This is a genomic window from Rhodococcus sp. (in: high G+C Gram-positive bacteria) (assembly GCF_049591685.1).
Lineage (GTDB): Bacteria > Actinomycetota > Actinomycetes > Mycobacteriales > Mycobacteriaceae > Rhodococcoides.
This window is the reverse complement of record NZ_JBAWFH010000532.1, coordinates 1-15,781: the sequence shown is the minus strand read 5'-3', so window position 1 is coordinate 15,781 and position 15,781 is coordinate 1. Positions and strand designations below refer to the sequence as shown.

Sequence of the window (15,781 nt, the reverse complement as noted above, 5' to 3'; positions counted from 1 at the left end):
GCCGGGTGACGCTATTGACCGTCCATCAAGATCGGAACGAAGCCAACGGATTGGCGAAGCTGGCCGATTACGGCGTTCGTCTGCCGGGTGTCCAGGACGGGGCCGGTCGTATAGCAGCAGCCGTCGGCGCGCCGAGCGTCCTACCGGTCTCCGTTCTGGTCGACGCGGATGGCAATGTCGCCAAGGTGCTTCCACAACCGTTCCGCAGTGTCGCCGAGATAGATGACGCCGTCGGCGCCGCCCTGGGGACCACGTCGTGACCGTCGTCGATCCGTCAGCGACCCCCGAGTGGCTGCGCCGTGTCGTCGATGCGGCAGGCAGTGCACGAGGGCTCACCGACACCGACGGCATCAACCCGGTGTTGCAAAGGATGGCCGACGACGGTCAGGAAACGCGGGCGGCTTCGGTGCTCGTGCTGTTCGGCGGCCCCGAGCAAGCCGACCCGTCGTCGCGGGGCGGGCTCCCCGCCGATGCCGACGTCCTTCTCACTCAGCGTGCGGCCACGCTGCGGCAACACAGTGGACAGGTCGCGTTTCCCGGTGGCGCAACCGACCCGGGCGACGAGTCCCCGATCGCGACGGCACTCCGAGAGGCGGAGGAAGAAACCGGTCTCGATCCCGCGGGGGTGCAACCGCTCGCGACGATGCCCGGTATCTACGTACCGCCGTCGCAGTTCGACGTCGTCCCGGTGCTGGCGTATTGGCGTTTGCCGAGCGCAGTCGATGTCGTCGACACGGCCGAGGCCGAACGGGTGGTGCGTGTGCCGCTGAGGTCGCTGCTCGACCCGAACAACCGCTTCCAGGTGCGTCATTCAACCGGTTACCAAGGACCCGCCTTCGCCGTCGACGGCATGCTCGTGTGGGGATTCACCGGCGGTATCCTGGCAGGCCTGCTCGCGGTTTCCGGCTGGGAAACCGAATGGGACACGAGCGACATCCGCGACCTGGAGGCGAGCTTGGCAGCAGTGACGGAATCGAACGACAGTTCCGTACCTTCCGGGGGAGCAGGGTTCGACCGATGACCGGTTCGCGATGGGTCGACCTCGCGGTCCTAGGTGTCGCCCTGTTGGCCGCGACGTCCGGGTGGCGTCAGGGCGCGGTGGCGTCGGCGCTGGCGTTTCTCGGAGTCGTACTCGGTGCGGTTGCCGGAATCCTGATCGCACCGCACGTTCTCGAACAGGTCGACGGTGCACGACTGCGCGTGTTCGTCGGGATCGCTTTGATCGTCGTGCTCGTCATCGTCGGTGAAGTGTCGGGCATGGTCCTCGGCCGCGCCCTGCGCAGCGGAATGCATTCGCGCGGAGCACGTTCCATCGACAGCGTCGTCGGTGCAGGATTGCAGGCCGTTGCCGTGCTCGCGGCGGCATGGCTGCTCGCCATTCCGCTGACATCGTCGTCGCAGACGCAGGTTGCCTCCGCGGTGCGTGGTTCGGAGGTGCTGGGCAAGGTCGACGAAGTGGCCCCGCAGTGGCTGCGTGAAATACCGAAAGAGTTTTCCGCACTGCTCGATACCTCCGGGCTACCCGATGTGATCGGACCGTTCGGCCGCACCCCTGTCGCGAACGTCGAGCCGCCCGATCCGGCACTACAGGCGAGCCCCGTCGTCACGTCGTTACAGTCCAGCGTTCTCAAGATCAGCGGTGTCGCGCCCAGTTGCCAGAAGGCACTCGAGGGGTCGGGATTCGTCGTAGCCGACGAGCTGGTGATGACCAACGCGCACGTCGTCGCCGGCACCGAAGGCGTCACCGTCGACTCGCTGGGAACGGTTCTCGACGCCGAGGTCGTTCTGTTCGATCCCGCCGAGGACGTCGCGGTGCTCCGCGTTCCCGGTCTGACGGCTCCCGTCCTGAACCTGGCCCCCCAGCCTGCAGCGCCGGGGGAGAGCGCTATCGTTCTCGGCTACCCGGGCGGCGGACCGTACACCGCGAGCCCCGCGCGAGTGCGCGAGACCCTGAACCTCAGTGGCCCGGACATCTACCGGACCGGAACCGTGGAGCGCGAGGTCTACACCGTCCGCGGCAACGTTCGCCAGGGCAACTCGGGCGGACCGCTCGTCGCGCAGGACGGGCAGGTACTAGGGCTCGTGTTCGGTGCCGCCGTCGACGACCCCGACACCGGTTTCGTGCTGACCGCCGGAGAGATCGCCGACGAACTCACCGAGGGTTCGAGCAGCCCGGTCGCCGTCGGCACCGGGGCCTGCATCGTCTAGGGGGTCGTTCGCTCGAGGAGCCTAAGAAGCTCTTCGGTGACCTCGGCGGGGGCTTCCTGGTGCGCGTAGTGGCCGGCGCCCAACACCGTGTGCAGTCGACGCTGCGGCGCCCAGTGGGTGTCGGCGTCGACGGTTCGCGGCAGGACGTACGGGTCGAGCTCGCCGCGGATCTGCACGGCCGGGACGGTCAGGGGCGTGTCCATCGCACGCATGAAGCGTCGACCATCGGACCGAAACTGACTCCGAAAGGCCCAGCGCTGGTACTCCAGCGAGCAATGGGCCGCGCCGGCGATGCGGATGGCAGAGCGCATTCGCGCTGCTGTATCCCGGTAATCCTCGGTGGACTGCCACGCGGCCCCGGTGCGCTGGCGCATCAGCGCCTCGACTGCGGCCCCGTTGTTCTTGGTCAGCGACCGCTCGGGAACCAGGGGCACCTGGTAGCGGAGAAAGTACGGCAGCAGCGCTGCGCGCTGCGCCTTGTTGCGCAGTACGGCGCGCCGCAGTGCGACCGGATGCGGTGAGCCGACCAATGCGATGCCGCTGACCATCCGAGGATGAAGCGCGGCCGTCGCCCAACACACCACACCGCCGTCGGCGTGGCCGACGAGCGTCGCCTGTGCGTAGCCCAGCGCCCGGATCAATCCGACGACGTCGCCGGCGAGAGTCCATCCGTCGTAGCCGCGGGGAGGTTTGTCGGTGTCGCCGTAACCGCGGAGGTCGACGGACACCGCTCGGTACCCGGCTCGAGACAGCGCGGCCAATTGATGACGCCACGACCACCAGAAGTCGGCGAACCCGTGGAGCAGGACGACGAGCGGGGCGTCGGGCGGTGCATCGGAGGCTTCGACGACGTGGAATCTGATGCCGTTCGCGTGAACATCACGGTGCGTCCACGGGCCTACGAAGCGCACCGTGGACGGGTCCGGCTGAATCATGAGGTTCGTCCGCGGAAAGGTTGAGTTACTTCGTGTACCCGGTGATGCCCGGGGTGTGCTCGTGCTGATTGGGCAGTACCGACGACGTCTGCTTCAGCGAATCGATGGTCTTCTCGGGTTTGCGCAGCTTCTTGACCCGCAAATAGCCGAGGAAGCCGAGCAGCGCCGCCACCAGGACCATGAAGACGAACACGATCAGGAACGATGCCCACCGCGGCAGCCAGATGTCGAGTGTCTCGGCAAGGAAGAAAAAGAAGAAGAAGGCGCTGAAGACGAGAACCGCGAGAGCGAGGACGAAGAACAGGCTGCCCTGCAGACCCTTCTTGATCTCGCCGGTGACCTCTGCCTTGGCGAGTTCCACCTCAGCGCGAACCAGGGTGGAGACCTGCGCGGTCGCATCTTTGACCAGGTTGCCGATACTCCCGCTGCCGGGCGCTCGATGGTCGATGTCCGACAGGGGGATGGACGAGATCGTGTTCGGTACGCCGTTCGGATCGGCAGTACTGCCCGCGTATGCGCCGCTACCGATGCCCTTGCCGCGATTGGTCTCGCTCAACTTCCGACCCCTCCACTTGCTGGTGCTGAATGCTTCTCGTCATGTCTACGCAGTAACACTAGTGCCGATCCTCGGCGGTGTGCCTCACGGCCTCGAGGACAAGCGCAAATTCGGCAAGTCCCGGCTTTCTGACGGTTGTCGTCAGGTAACTTGCGTTGATCCATATACCCCTCGCCCCCGAGCGCAACCCGCAGGAGCACAACCGTGAGCACCACCTCGGCCGTCCCTTCCGACGGCCCCACCGCGGCCGCACCGGAAGTGCCGCGGTCTCGCATCGTCGTCGCTTCCATGGTCGGCACATCGATCGAGTTCTTCGACTTCTACATCTATGCGACCGCCGCAGTTCTCGTCTTCCCCAAACTGTTCTTCCCTGCAGGCAACGACACGACCGCGCTGCTGGCCTCGTTCGCGACGTTCGGTCTCGCCTTCGTTGCACGCCCCGTCGGATCGATCTTGTTCGGCCACTTCGGTGATCGAATCGGACGCAAGGCCACACTTGTCGGCTCACTGTTGACGATGGGCGTCGCGACGTTCCTGATCGGCCTGCTGCCGACGTACTCGTCCGTCGGACTTCTCGCGCCCGCGCTGCTCGCCCTGATGCGTTTCGCGCAGGGTGTCGGTCTGGGCGGCGAATGGAGTGGCGCCGCGTTGCTCGCCACCGAGACCGCGAAGCCAGGCAAGCGCGCGTGGGCAGCAATGTACCCGCAGCTCGGCGCACCCATCGGCTTCTTCTTCGCCAACGGCATCTTCCTGCTGCTGATGATGATCACCGGTTACGACGCCGCCAACTCGGCCACCGATCACGCATTCCTCACCTGGGGATGGCGAGTTCCGTTCCTCGCCAGCGCCGTCATGGTGATCATTGGCCTCTACGTACGTCTCAAGCTCGAAGAAACGCCGGTGTTCAAGCTGGCCGTCGAGCGCGGGCAGAAGGTCAAGACGCCGCTCGCGGAGGTGTTCAAGACCAGTTGGCGTCAGCTGATCATCGGCACGTTCGTCATGCTCGCCACATACACGCTCTTCTACATCATGACGACGTGGGTGGTCAGCTACGGAACCGGCAAGGTCTCCGACGTGGGCGGACCCAAGATCGCGATCCCGTACACGGACTTCCTCGAGATGCAGTTGATCGCGGTGCTGTTCTTCGCCGCACTGATTCCGGTGGCAGGGCTGCTCGCCGACAAGTACGGCCGACGCCCCACCCTGATCGTCATCACCGTGGCGATCGTGCTGTTCGGCCTGTCGTTCCACTGGTTCGCCAACCCGGAAAGCGCTGACGCCGGACGCATGCTGCTGTTCATGTGCGTCGGTCTCGGACTGATGGGTCTCACCTTCGGGCCCATGAGTGCCGTTCTGCCGGAACTGTTTCCGACGAACGTGCGCTACACCGGTTCCGGTATCTCCTACAACACCTCGTCGATCCTCGGTGCCGCAGTGGCGCCGTTCATCGCGACGTGGCTCGTCAGTACCTACGGCGTCGGATGGGTCGGGGTGTACCTCGCCATCGTCGCGACGCTCACCCTGATCGCGCTCCTCGTGATGAAGGAGACCAGGGACCGATCGCTCGAGAACGTCTAGACGCAGAAGTGTTGCGGGCGAGTCCTTTCGGTCTCGCCCGCACCACCTGTGCAGTCGGTACTAGCGGCCCTTCTTGATGGCATCGAACACCTTCGGGTCGACGAGGGTGGAGACGTCGCCGAGTTCGCGGCCTTCGGCGACGTCGCGCAGGAGGCGTCGCATGATCTTGCCGGACCGGGTTTTCGGTAGTTCGGGGACAATGGAGATCTCGCGCGGCTTCGCGATCGGCGAAATCTCCTTCGACACCTGGGCTTTGAGTTCGGCGATCAGTGCGTCGCCGGTGTTCTCCTCGCCGCCGCGCAGGATCACGAAGGCGACTATGCCCTGGCCGGTGGTGTCGTCGGCGGCTCCGACGACGGCGGCTTCGGCGACACTGTGGTGGCTGACGAGTGCGGACTCCACCTCGGAGGTGGAGATGCGGTGGCCGGAGACGTTCATGACGTCATCGACGCGGCCCAGGACCCACAGGGCGCCGTCGTCGTCGTACTTGGCGCCGTCGCCTGCGAAGTACCAGCCTTCTTCGGCGTAGCGGGACCAGTAGGTGTCGCGGTAGCGGTCCATGTCGCCCCAGATTCCGCGGAGCATCGAGGGCCATGGCTTGTCGAGGACGAGGTAGCCGTTGCCGCCGTTGCCGAGGGGTTTGGCGTCGTCGTCGACGATTTTGGCGGAGATGCCGGGCAGGGGTGTCATGGCCGACCCGGGTTTGGTGGAGGTGACGCCGGGGAGCGGGGAGATCATGATGGCGCCGGTCTCGGTCTGCCACCAGGTGTCGACGATGGGGGCGGTTCCGCCGCCGACGACGTCACGGAACCAACGCCATGCTTCGGGGTTGATGGGTTCGCCGACGGATCCGAGCAGGCGGATCGAGGACAGGTCGTGTGCCTCGGGAATCTCTTTGCCCCACTTCATGAAGGTGCGCACGAGGGTGGGGGAGGTGTAGTAGATCGAGACCTTGTATTTCTCGATGACGTTCCAGTGCCGGTGCTCGTCGGGCGAATTGGGTGTTCCCTCGTAGACCACCTGGGTTGCGCGGTTGGAGAGCGGCCCGTAAACGATGTAGGAATGGCCTGTGACCCAGCCGATGTCGGCAGTGCACCAGTAGACGTCCTTCCCCGGCTTGTGGTCGAAGACGTTGTGGTGAGTGTACGAAGTTTGCGTCAGGTAGCCCCCCGAGGTGTGGATGATTCCCTTGGGCTTTCCGGTGGTGCCGGAGGTGTAGAGGATGAACAGTGGGTGCTCGGCGGGGAAGGGCTGCGCCTCGTGCTCGGTGGATGCGGCGGCGACGGTGTCGTGCCACCACAGGTCACGGCCTTCGGTCCAGGTGACCTCGGAGTCGGTGCGCTTGACGACGAGCACGTGTTGGATCGATGCTGCGCCGTCGACGGCTTCGTCGACGGTGGCTTTGATCGGGGCGGGTTTGCCGCGGCGCCACTGGCCGTCGGTGGTGATGACGAGTTTGGCTTCGGCGTCGTCGATGCGTGAGCGCAGTGCGGTGGCGGAGAAGCCGGCGAAGACGACCGAGTGGGTCAGGCCGAGGCGTGCGCAGGCGAGGATGGAGACGATGGCCTCGGGGATCATCGGCATGTAGATCGCGACGCGGTCGCCGGCGACGAGGCCGAGGCCGGTGAGGGTGTTCGCGGCCTGGCTGACTTCGGCGAGGAGGTCGGAGTAGGTGACGTCGCGGCTGTCGCCTGGTTCGCCTTCCCAGTGAATGGCGACCTGGTCGCCGTGTCCGTCCAGGACGTGGCGGTCGACGCAGTTGTAGGCGACGTTGAGCTCGCCGTCGGCGAACCACTTGGCGACGGGGGCGTCGGACCAGTCGAGGACCTCGGTGAACGGGGTGTGCCAGTGAAGCCTGCGGGCTTGCTCGGCCCAGAACGCCAGCGGATCCCTGTCGGCTTCGGCGTAGAGGTCCGCGGTGGCGTTGGCCGTAGCCGTGAACTCCGCCGAAGGTGGGTACGAAGCCACCGCGGTTTCTTCGGCCCCGGGAGTACTGGTCGTCATCTCGAATAGCTCTCTTTCGTCCGTGAACGTCGCCGCCGTTACCGTCGGCGGACCGCGCGGAAATCGCCGAAAAGTCAGCCCGCGAAGTCCGCTCGAATGGCCCTTGTGAGGGTAGTCACATGTGAGCGCCATCGCATCGTTGCAGCGGTGTGCAACCGTCTGATCTGCGGTGATCGGTAGCTTTGGCGCGGTGGGCGGTCAGCAGCAACGGCTCTTCGAGGGGTTGGGTACGGCGCCGGCTCGAACGGCAGGAAATGAGTTGCCGAAAAGTTTCGTTCATGTTTCGCGCCTACCGACGAGTCAGCTCAATGTCGGGGGAGATCACAGGTCCATTTCAAGATGTGTCTAAAGTCCATTGCATTGGATCGTTCCTGTGGCTTACGGAGCCACGGTCTGCGATCGCCCACTGATCCTGAGGGCGTCGCCCCGAAGGACGAGCACGGTGACCCTGTGCTCACATCTAGATGGAGGATTTTGTGCGTATCAAACGTGCCGTGGTGGCTACCGCGGCTGTGCTGACGAGTGTGAGCGTGCTCGCTGCCTGCGGTGGCGACGGAGGCTCCTCCGCCGGCGGCGGCAGCGGAGACGGCATCTTCAGCATCTACATTGGAGAGCCCGAGAACCCGTTGGTTCCGGCGAACACAACCGAGAGCGAAGGCAGCCAGGTCCTGGAAGCTCTGTTCACTTCTCTGGTCACGTTCAACGACGAGGACAACGGCGTCGAGTACAACGGCGTCGCTGAGTCCGTCGAGTCCGAAGACAACATCAACTGGACCGTCAAGATCAAAGACGGTTGGACTTTCCACGACGGCACTCCGGTGACCGCCGAGTCCTACACCAAGGCATGGAGCTACGCGGCCAACAGCGCGAACGCGTTCGGTGCCTCGTACTTCTTCGAGAACATCGAAGGCTACGACGACCTGCAGGGCGCCGACGGCGCTGCGCCTGCCGCCACCGAACTCAGCGGGCTGAACGTCGTCGACGAGACGACCTTCACCGTCGCGCTCGACGGCCCGTTCGCGATTTTCCCGCTCACCCTCGGCTACACGGCATTCGACCCGCTGCCGGAGGCGTTCTATGCGGACCCCGAGGGGTTCGGTGCTCGCCCGATCGGCAACGGCCCGTTCAAAGCCGACTCCGATTTCGTTCCCGGACAAGGTTTCACCGTCACCAAGTACGAGGACTACGCAGGCGACAACGCCGCACAGTCCGAGGGCGTGAACTTCAAGGTCTACACCGAGCTTGCCACGGGCTACAACGACGTGCAGGCAGGCGGCCTCGACGTGATGCTCGACCTGCCCGAGGATGCCTGGGCCACCGCTGAAGGCCAGTTTGGTGACCGCTACACCGAGCGTGAGCGTCCCGACATCACCTCGCTCGGCTTCCCGACCTACGATCCGCGTTTCCAAAACCCCAACGTTCGCAAAGCCTTCTCCATGGCCATCGACCGTCAGGCGATCGCAACCGCAATCTTCACCGATACTCGTAACCCGGCTGACTCCTTCGCGTCCCCCGTCGTCGACGGCTACCGCGAACAAGCTTGCGGCGCAACGTGTGAACTCAATGTGGACGAGGCCAATCGCTTGCTCGACGAGGCAGGATTCGACCGCAGCCAGCCCGTCGACCTGTGGTTCAATGCCGGCGCTGCACACGACTCGTGGATGACCGCGATCGGCAACCAGTTCCGCGACAATCTCGGTGTCGACTACGCACTGCGTGGCGACCTGCAGTTCGCTCAGTACCTGCCGCTGCAGGACGCCAAGGGCATGACCGGACCGTTCCGTTCGGCGTGGATCATGGACTACCCGTCGATCTACAACTTCCTGTCGCCGCTGTATTCGACGGCGGCCACCCCGCCGGCCGGTAGTAATTACGTCTTCTTCAACGACCCAGCGTTCGACGCCAAGTTGGCAGAGGGAAACAACGCCGAAGACGTCGACGCCGCAACTGAGAAGTACCAGGAAGCCGAAGACATCCTGATCGACCAGATGCCCGCGACCCCGCTCTTCTTCGGCCTGAACCAGGCCGTGTGGTCCGATCGCGTCTCCGACGTCAAGATCGACAACCGCAACAACATCATCCTCGAGGACGTCGTCGTCAGCTGACGGTATACCCGGTGGGCGGACAGTGTCCGCCCACCGGGTCTCGTTTGAACGGGCAGGCTGTGACTCGGCCTGCCCCGACCTGCGCGCGAGACCCGATTCGCAGGTCGTGAGTCCCTAGGAGACAACAGTGGGTCGCTACATTTCTCGCCGATTGCTACTGATGATTCCCGTGCTGATCGGCACCTCTTTTCTCATCTTCGCGATGGTTTATGCCCTCCCGGGCGACCCGATTCGCGCGCTCGCGGGCGATCGCCCCCTCGCCCCCGCCGTCGCGGCGCAGCTTCGCGCGGACTACAACCTCGACGACCCGCTGATCATCCAGTATGTCAAATACATCGGCGGCTTCTTCCAGGGCGACTTCGGCACCGACTTCTCTGGACGTCCAGTTCTCGACACCATCGAGCGCGCGTTGCCCGTTACCGTCAAGCTGACGATCGTGGCTGTGATCATCGAGACCGTCATCGGTATCGCCGCGGGTGTGTTGTCGGCCCTCAAGCGTGGCTCGTTTTTCGACAACCTCGTGCTGATCTCCACGACGCTCCTGGTCTCGATCCCCGTTTTCGTTCTCGGCTTCATCGCGCAGTTCACGCTCGGTCTCAAGCTCGGCCTGTTCCCGATCGCCGGTATCAACGACGGGTGGGCCAGCTATCTGCTGCCCGGACTCGTGCTGGCCTCGCTGTCGATGGCGTACGTTGCACGGTTGACCCGAACATCGGTATCGGAGTCGATGGCGGCCGACTACATCCGGACGGCCAAAGCCAAAGGGATCAGCAATCGTCGCATCATCTTTCGACATGCACTCCGAAACTCGCTGATCCCCGTGGTGACGTTCATCGGCGCCGATGTCGGCGGACTTCTCGGCGGCGCGATCGTTACCGAGACGGTGTTCAACCTCCCCGGACTCGGACGAGCGATCTACGACGGCCTGGCCCGTCAGGAGGGCGCGGTCGTCGTCGGAATCGTGACGCTGTTCGTGTTCTTCTACATCTTCTTCAACCTCGTGGTGGACGTTCTCTACGCGGTACTCGATCCAAGGATTCGTTATGAATAAGGGCGACACGAACGCATCTCGGCACCAGCACGACGAAGGGGCGCCGGAGAACGTCGAGACCGGCGAGGCGATCGAACTCGTCGGGCAGGCGAGTCTGTGGGGAAATGCGTGGAAGTTCCTGCGTAAGAGCCCGTTCTTCATCATCGGCTCGTTCCTGCTCGTCGTCATGTTGTTGATGGCTGTGGTTCCGCAGCTGTTCGCGCGTGGCATCGATCCGCGCGCGTGCTCGCTGTCGGACAGTAGGCAGCCACCGAGCGCAGCTCACTGGTTCGGTACCGACATCCAAGGCTGCGACTACTACGCCAACGTCATCTACGGCGCCCGCATCTCGCTGTCCATCGGCGTGCTGTCGGTGATCGGTATCCTTTTCATCGGCGTGCTGATCGGCGCTCTCGCAGGCTATTTCGGCGGGATCACCGACAGTATCCTCGCTCGTTTCACCGATATATTCTTCGGAATACCGCTGCTTCTGGGCGCATTGATACTGCTGACGGTGACCGCGCAGCGCACCGTGTTCACCGTGTCGCTGGCGCTCGTGGCCTTCGGGTGGATGACGGCGATGCGGTTGGTCCGGTCGAGCGTCATTGCGATCAAGCACAGCGAGTACGTGCAGGCCGCGCAGGCGCTCGGAGCCTCGACGTTCCGCATATTGGTGCGCCACATCCTGCCGAATGCGCTTGCGCCCGTTGTCATCTACGCCACCATCTCAATCGGTGTGTTCATCGCGGCGGAGGCGACGCTGACCTTTCTGGGTATCGGTCTTCAGGCACCGGAAATTTCCTGGGGACTGCAGATCAACCTCGGACAAAATTCGTTCCTGACCGCGCCGTACCTGGTGCTGTTCCCGGCCGGATTCCTCTCCGTCACAGTCCTTGCCTTCATCATGCTCGGCGACGCACTCCGTGACGCACTCGACCCGAAACGGAACTGACAATGGTCATGAACAACAAGCCTGTTCTGAACGTCACCGAACTGACCATCGAATTCGAGGTCGACAAGGTGTGGCGAAAGGCGGTCGATTCGGTCTCCTTCAGCGTTGCATCCGGTGAAGTGCTGGCCATTGTCGGTGAATCGGGTTCAGGCAAGTCGACGACAGCAATGGCCGTCCCGGGGCTGCTTGCGAACAACTCGCGCGTTGCGGGCAGTATCGAGCTCGACGGCCGCGAACTCGTCGGACTGCCGGAGAAGCAGCTGGCGCCGATCCGCGGCAAGAACGTCGCGGTGATCTTCCAGGAACCAATGACGGCACTGAACCCGGTGTACACCATCGGTTGGCAGATCACCGAGGCCATCCGCGCGCACACGTCGCTGTCGAAGAAGGAATCCAAGGCGCGTGCGGTCGAGCTGTTGAAGCTCGTCGAAATGCCCGACCCGGAGAAGCGGGTGGATTTCTACCCGCACCAGCTCTCCGGTGGGCAGCGGCAACGCGCGATGATCGCGCAGGCGCTGTCGTCGGACCCGTCGTTGCTCATCGCCGACGAGCCGACCACTGCGCTCGACGTGACCGTGCAGGCGGAGATTCTCGACCTGATGCGCGATCTGCGTAACCGAATCGACGCCTCCATCGTCCTGATCACCCATGACATGGGCGTGGTAGCGGACATGGCCGACCGCATCGCAGTGATGAAGGATGGTGTGATCGTCGAGACCGACAGAGCCGAAACGGTTTTCAAGCACGCGGCGCACCCTTACACGCAGCAGCTGCTGTCCTCCGTTCCGCACCTCGGGAGCAGCGTCGACGCCGTTAAGCGAGGGGAGATCGCCGCTCCAGGCAAGGACTCGGACACCCGCGCACTCAGCATCGTCGACGGAGTCATCGAATATCCCGGCCGACCAGTTTTCCGGGCCGTCGACGGCGTCAGCCTCGACATCGAGATGGGTGAGGTCGTCGGACTCGTCGGCGAATCGGGCTCCGGGAAGTCAACGATCGGCAAAGCTGTCGTCGGGTTGAACAAGCTCGCCGCAGGATCACTCACCATCGGCGGGGTAGACATCACGTCCGCGTCCAACCGCGACCTCAGGTCGGTGCGCAGCAAGGTCGGAATCGTCTTCCAGGATCCCGGCTCGTCGCTCAACCCGAGGTGGCCGATCGGCCAGTCCATCGCCGAGCCGATGCTTCTGCACACCGAACTGGATTCGCCGGCACGCAACAGGAAGGTCGAGGAGTTGCTCGACCGGGTGCACCTGTCGCGGACCATGCGTAACCGTTACCCCCATCAGCTCTCGGGTGGTCAGCGTCAGCGCGTCGGCATCGCACGTGCTCTCGCGCTCGAACCGACACTGCTCGTCGCCGACGAGCCCACGTCCGCGCTGGATGTGTCGGTGCAGGCGAAGGTGCTCGACTTGTTCAAGGAACTCCAGCGGGAGTACGGGTTCGCGTGCCTGTTCATCAGCCACGACCTGGCCGTCGTCGAGGTGCTGGCCAAACGAATCGCGGTCTTGAACAAGGGCAAGATGGCCGAGTTCGGCACCACCGACCAGGTTTTGCGCAGGCCGACAAACGAGTACACCAAGCGTCTCCTCGCTGCTGTGCCGGTGCCCGATCCCGCCGAGCAGGCCAAGCGCCGCAGCGCCCGCGCCGAACTTTCGGCCACCGGGGCACAATAGGTGGCTGTGGACGAGGGGGTACCGTCACTTTTCGTGACGGACCCCCTCGCACCGCTGCTCGATCTCCCCGGAGTCGTCGACGCTGCCGAACGCGCTCGCGACGCACTCGGCGCCGTTCATCGACACAAGACCAACCGCCGTGGCTGGCCTGCCACCGCGGCCGAGGCCGCTGTGCGCGCAGCACGGTCGTCGTCCGCCCTCGAAGGCGGTTCGATGGACTTCCCGCGCGAAGGCGAAGAGGGAGATCCCGTCCTCGCCGGCTCCCTGCGGGTGGCGTCGAACCTCGACGGTGACGCGCTCGGCATCATCCTGTCCACCTGGAAACGAGCACCGCTGCAGGCGCTCGCTCGGTTGCATCTGCTCGCCGCCGCTGATCTCGTCGACGATCAGTCCGCGCTGGGGCGGCCCCGCAGCGACGGCGGCATCGGGGAGCGACTCGACCTGCTGGCCCAACTCGTCACCGGCGGTACCTCCGCGCCCGCGCCGGTGATCGCCGCCATCGTCCACGGTGAGCTACTGACGCTCAAGCCCTTCGGGTCCGCCGACGGTATCGTCGCCCGCGCCGCGTCCCGACTGGTCGCTACCGCGTCGGGTCTCGATCCGCACAACTTGGGTGTCCCCGAAGTCAGTTGGATGCGTCGATCCCAGGCGTACCGAGACGGGGCTGCAGGATTCGCATCGGGCACCGCAACCGGAGTCGGCAGCTGGGTGGTCTACTGCTGCGGCGCGTTGGAAGCCGGAGCCATGGAAGCCACGTCGATCGCCGAGGCCGCAGCAGCAGAGACGTAAGAGGCGGGGAAAAGGGCGGCACATAAAAGGGCGGCGCCGCCGACAAAAGTCGACTTCGCCGCCCGTTAGCACGGACTACCTGGTTACCAAGCGTGCAAAGGTGGGCTGTGGCGATCGAACGTGATCGCGAGGCCTCGGCGTCGGTCCGGTGAAGAAGGAGGTCATCCCTGCAACCGGTGCAGGGTTCTTGCTGCTTCTTCCCGGATCACGCAGGCCCACAGCGCTTCTGCCATTTCAGCGGCGCACTCCGCGTGGGTGCCTGATGTCCGTGCTGGGAATCCCGGGCGGGAGAGCGAACCTTCTCTTCCGGCTCGATCTTGGCCTTCCGTTCTTCCGTACGTCATTTGTACCCCGTGACGCCGCTCACATCAAGGGGTTGCGTCAGCGATTTCTGCGGAGTAGTGCGTAGGTGACCGCGCCGGCGACGAGTGCGCTCAAACCCACTGCGGCACTTGCCGCTACGGTGGTTCCCGACGGACTCTGGATGCGCGAACGCAGCGACACGGGGTTGGAGAACGTCAGAATCGGCCAGCCCAGCAGTGCCGCTTCCTTGCGCAGGGCGCGGTCCGGATTGACTGCCGTGGGGTGCCCGACGGCGTGCAGCATCGGTAGATCGGTGATCGAATCCGAGTAGGCGAAACACTGCGTGAGATCGTAGTTTCGTTCGGCCGACAGGTTTTTCATCGCTTCGACTTTTCCCTCGCCGTAGCAGTAGAACTCCACCGTGCCGTTGTAGCGGCCGTCTTCGACCTCCATGCGCGTCGCCATGCTGACATCCGTGCCCAGTGCCTCGGCGATCGGCCTGACGATTTCCTCTCCGGACGCCGAGACGACGACAACGTCGTGGCCGCGGAGCTTGTGATCGGCGATCATGTCGGCCGCCTCGGCGAACACGAGCGGATCGACTATGTCGTGCAACGTTTCTGCAACGATCGACCGGACTTGTTCGACGTCCCAACCGGCGCACATGCTCGCGATGTGGGCCCGCATTCTCTCCATCTGGTCGTGGTCCGCGCCGGAGAGCAAGAAAAGAAATTGCGCATAGCTGCTCTTCAGAACGGCTCGTCGGTTTATGAGTCCCTGATCGAAAAACGGTCTGCTGAACGCCAGCGTGCTCGACTTGGCGATGATCGTCTTGTCGAGGTCGAAGAACGCTGCAATTTTTCCGGCGGAACGCGGGGTCTCGGTGGCGTCTGTGCCGGCGCTGGTCATCACCTATCACACAATAGAGGCAGCAGGTGTCACGCCGATGTCACGGCCGTTATCGATGCTGAAACTTGCGAATGTTGAACTTGCAAACAGCACTGCGGAGCGGTGTAGTATCGGTGCAGTCCGATTCGTTCGGACATGTTCAGCCCGACCCCCCGGGGCTGAACTAGACGACCCTCGCCTCCTCCCCCCCTGGCGAGGGTCGTCCTCTTTTCCGGACAAACATTCTGGTACCGGCGTCCAGTAATTGATCCACACCCCCTGTGTTTCTCCACAATCCGTACAACGGCCCTGGTCGACGCCTTGGTGCGGGCGCAGTCTTGTCGGCATGCATCCAGTAATAAGCGCAGCGCAGGGCAGTGGAGCGCCGGGGAGGCCTTGCCTGTTGGTCACGGGGGATGCCGTCCTGCGAGCGGACGCCCTGCGCGTGGCTGCGGCGGCGGATTGTGCTGTGCAGGAACGGAACCTACCAGTCGGTAGATATGACGCAGACTCGTCGAGGGTGCGGTTGGAGTGGGAAGACGCTCGCGTCGTTCTGCTCGACGCCGATACTGCGAAGCAGGCAGGGAGTCTGGGGATGCCACGCAGGGACGGCATTGTCGTGCTGGCGGCGGGAGCGGCGTCGGTGGACCACTGGCGTTCCGCCACCGCAATCGGAGCTGTCGACGTGCTGGAACTACCGCGGGACGACGAAGTCCTGATCCGGTTGCTCACCGCGCAGCACGACGCCGAACACACC

13 protein-coding genes and 1 pseudogene are annotated in these 15,781 nt (G+C 64.3%); 10 read left to right on the top strand and 4 right to left on the bottom strand.

From position 1 onward, the window contains the following. From WBQ44_RS21770 to marP, 3 genes are all read left to right on the top strand, one after another. The coding region (locus tag WBQ44_RS21770; RefSeq protein ID WP_495568741.1) for a TlpA family protein disulfide reductase at positions 1 to 260 on the top strand (260 nt) is incomplete at its 5' end. After that, positions 257 to 1,021 (top strand): NUDIX hydrolase, encoded by a 765-nt coding sequence (locus tag WBQ44_RS21765; RefSeq protein ID WP_495568740.1) that lies wholly within the window; start codon positions 257 to 259, stop codon positions 1,019 to 1,021. The genes WBQ44_RS21770 and WBQ44_RS21765, both read left to right, overlap by 4 nt. Further along, complete coding sequence (marP, locus tag WBQ44_RS21760; protein ID WP_495568739.1) at positions 1,018 to 2,208, top strand: acid resistance serine protease MarP; 1,191 nt, start codon at positions 1,018 to 1,020, stop codon at positions 2,206 to 2,208. The genes WBQ44_RS21765 and marP overlap by 4 nt, the downstream gene beginning before the upstream one ends. On the opposite strand, the gene WBQ44_RS21755 is transcribed toward marP, so the two are convergent. Both WBQ44_RS21755 and WBQ44_RS21750 read right to left on the bottom strand, forming a co-directional pair. Beyond that, a complete protein-coding gene (locus tag WBQ44_RS21755; protein WP_495568738.1) occupies positions 2,205 to 3,143 on the bottom strand; it encodes an alpha/beta fold hydrolase in 939 nt (312 codons plus the stop codon). The two genes, marP and WBQ44_RS21755, sit on opposite strands and share 4 nt — an antisense overlap. A gap of 25 nt (positions 3,144 to 3,168) precedes the next feature. Further along, positions 3,169 to 3,672 (bottom strand): phage holin family protein, encoded by a 504-nt coding sequence (locus tag WBQ44_RS21750; protein WP_495568743.1) that lies wholly within the window; start codon positions 3,670 to 3,672, stop codon positions 3,169 to 3,171. Positions 3,673 to 3,903: 231 nt separating this feature from the next. Here WBQ44_RS21750 and WBQ44_RS21745 point away from each other — a divergent pair, with 231 nt between their 5' ends. Further along, complete coding sequence (locus tag WBQ44_RS21745) at positions 3,904 to 5,277, top strand: MFS transporter (RefSeq protein WP_495568737.1); 1,374 nt, start codon at positions 3,904 to 3,906, stop codon at positions 5,275 to 5,277. A 60-nt stretch (positions 5,278 to 5,337) separates the two neighbouring features. On the opposite strand, the gene acs is transcribed toward WBQ44_RS21745, so the two are convergent. Further along, the gene (gene acs / locus WBQ44_RS21740) at positions 5,338 to 7,281 is read right to left on the bottom strand and encodes an acetate--CoA ligase (protein ID WP_495568736.1); all 1,944 of its coding nucleotides are present in this window, start codon (positions 7,279 to 7,281) and stop codon (positions 5,338 to 5,340) included. A gap of 476 nt (positions 7,282 to 7,757) precedes the next feature. Between acs and WBQ44_RS21735 the strand changes: the two genes are divergently transcribed. The 5 genes from WBQ44_RS21735 (at position 7,758) to WBQ44_RS21715 (ending at position 13,833) form a co-directional block, all read left to right on the top strand. Further along, positions 7,758 to 9,386: a peptide ABC transporter substrate-binding protein gene (locus tag WBQ44_RS21735; protein WP_495568735.1), complete on the top strand. Its 1,629-nt coding sequence runs from the start codon at positions 7,758 to 7,760 to the stop codon at positions 9,384 to 9,386. A gap of 127 nt (positions 9,387 to 9,513) precedes the next feature. Continuing rightward, positions 9,514 to 10,437 carry an ABC transporter permease gene (locus WBQ44_RS21730; protein WP_495568734.1) on the top strand — a complete coding sequence of 308 codons (924 nt, stop codon included), beginning with the start codon at positions 9,514 to 9,516 and terminating at the stop codon, positions 10,435 to 10,437. Next, the gene (locus WBQ44_RS21725; protein ID WP_495568733.1) at positions 10,430 to 11,368 is read left to right on the top strand and encodes an ABC transporter permease; all 939 of its coding nucleotides are present in this window, start codon (positions 10,430 to 10,432) and stop codon (positions 11,366 to 11,368) included. Before WBQ44_RS21730 ends, WBQ44_RS21725 begins: the two co-directional genes overlap by 8 nt. A 2-nt stretch (positions 11,369 to 11,370) precedes the next feature. Beyond that, entirely contained in the window at positions 11,371 to 13,044 is a 1,674-nt protein-coding gene (locus tag WBQ44_RS21720; RefSeq protein WP_495568732.1) for an ABC transporter ATP-binding protein, read from the top strand. A 33-nt stretch (positions 13,045 to 13,077) separates the two neighbouring features. After that, positions 13,078 to 13,833, top strand: a complete 756-nt coding sequence (locus tag WBQ44_RS21715; protein WP_495568731.1) for an oxidoreductase — start codon at positions 13,078 to 13,080, stop codon at positions 13,831 to 13,833. A 381-nt stretch (positions 13,834 to 14,214) separates the two neighbouring features. On the opposite strand, the gene WBQ44_RS21710 is transcribed toward WBQ44_RS21715, so the two are convergent. Beyond that, positions 14,215 to 15,045: an HAD-IB family hydrolase gene (locus tag WBQ44_RS21710; RefSeq protein WP_495568742.1), complete on the bottom strand. Its 831-nt coding sequence runs from the start codon at positions 15,043 to 15,045 to the stop codon at positions 14,215 to 14,217. A 325-nt stretch (positions 15,046 to 15,370) separates the two neighbouring features. Here WBQ44_RS21710 and WBQ44_RS21705 point away from each other — a divergent pair. Further along, positions 15,371 to 15,781 (top strand): annotated as a pseudogene (locus WBQ44_RS21705) (hypothetical protein); the annotation flags it as partial.

Bases quoted from the DNA above. Each gene is read 5' to 3' on its own strand.
- marP (WP_495568739.1), top strand. From the start codon at position 1,018: ATGACCGGTTCGCGATGGGTCGACCTCGCGGTCCTAGGTGTCGCCCTG.
- WBQ44_RS21755 (WP_495568738.1), bottom strand. From the start codon at position 3,143: ATGATTCAGCCGGACCCGTCCACGGTGCGCTTCGTAGGCCCGTGGACG.
- acs (WP_495568736.1), bottom strand. From the start codon at position 7,281: ATGACGACCAGTACTCCCGGGGCCGAAGAAACCGCGGTGGCTTCGTAC.
- WBQ44_RS21725 (WP_495568733.1), top strand. From the start codon at position 10,430: ATGAATAAGGGCGACACGAACGCATCTCGGCACCAGCACGACGAAGGG.
- WBQ44_RS21720 (WP_495568732.1), top strand. From the start codon at position 11,371: ATGGTCATGAACAACAAGCCTGTTCTGAACGTCACCGAACTGACCATC.
- WBQ44_RS21710 (WP_495568742.1), bottom strand. From the start codon at position 15,045: ATGACCAGCGCCGGCACAGACGCCACCGAGACCCCGCGTTCCGCCGGA.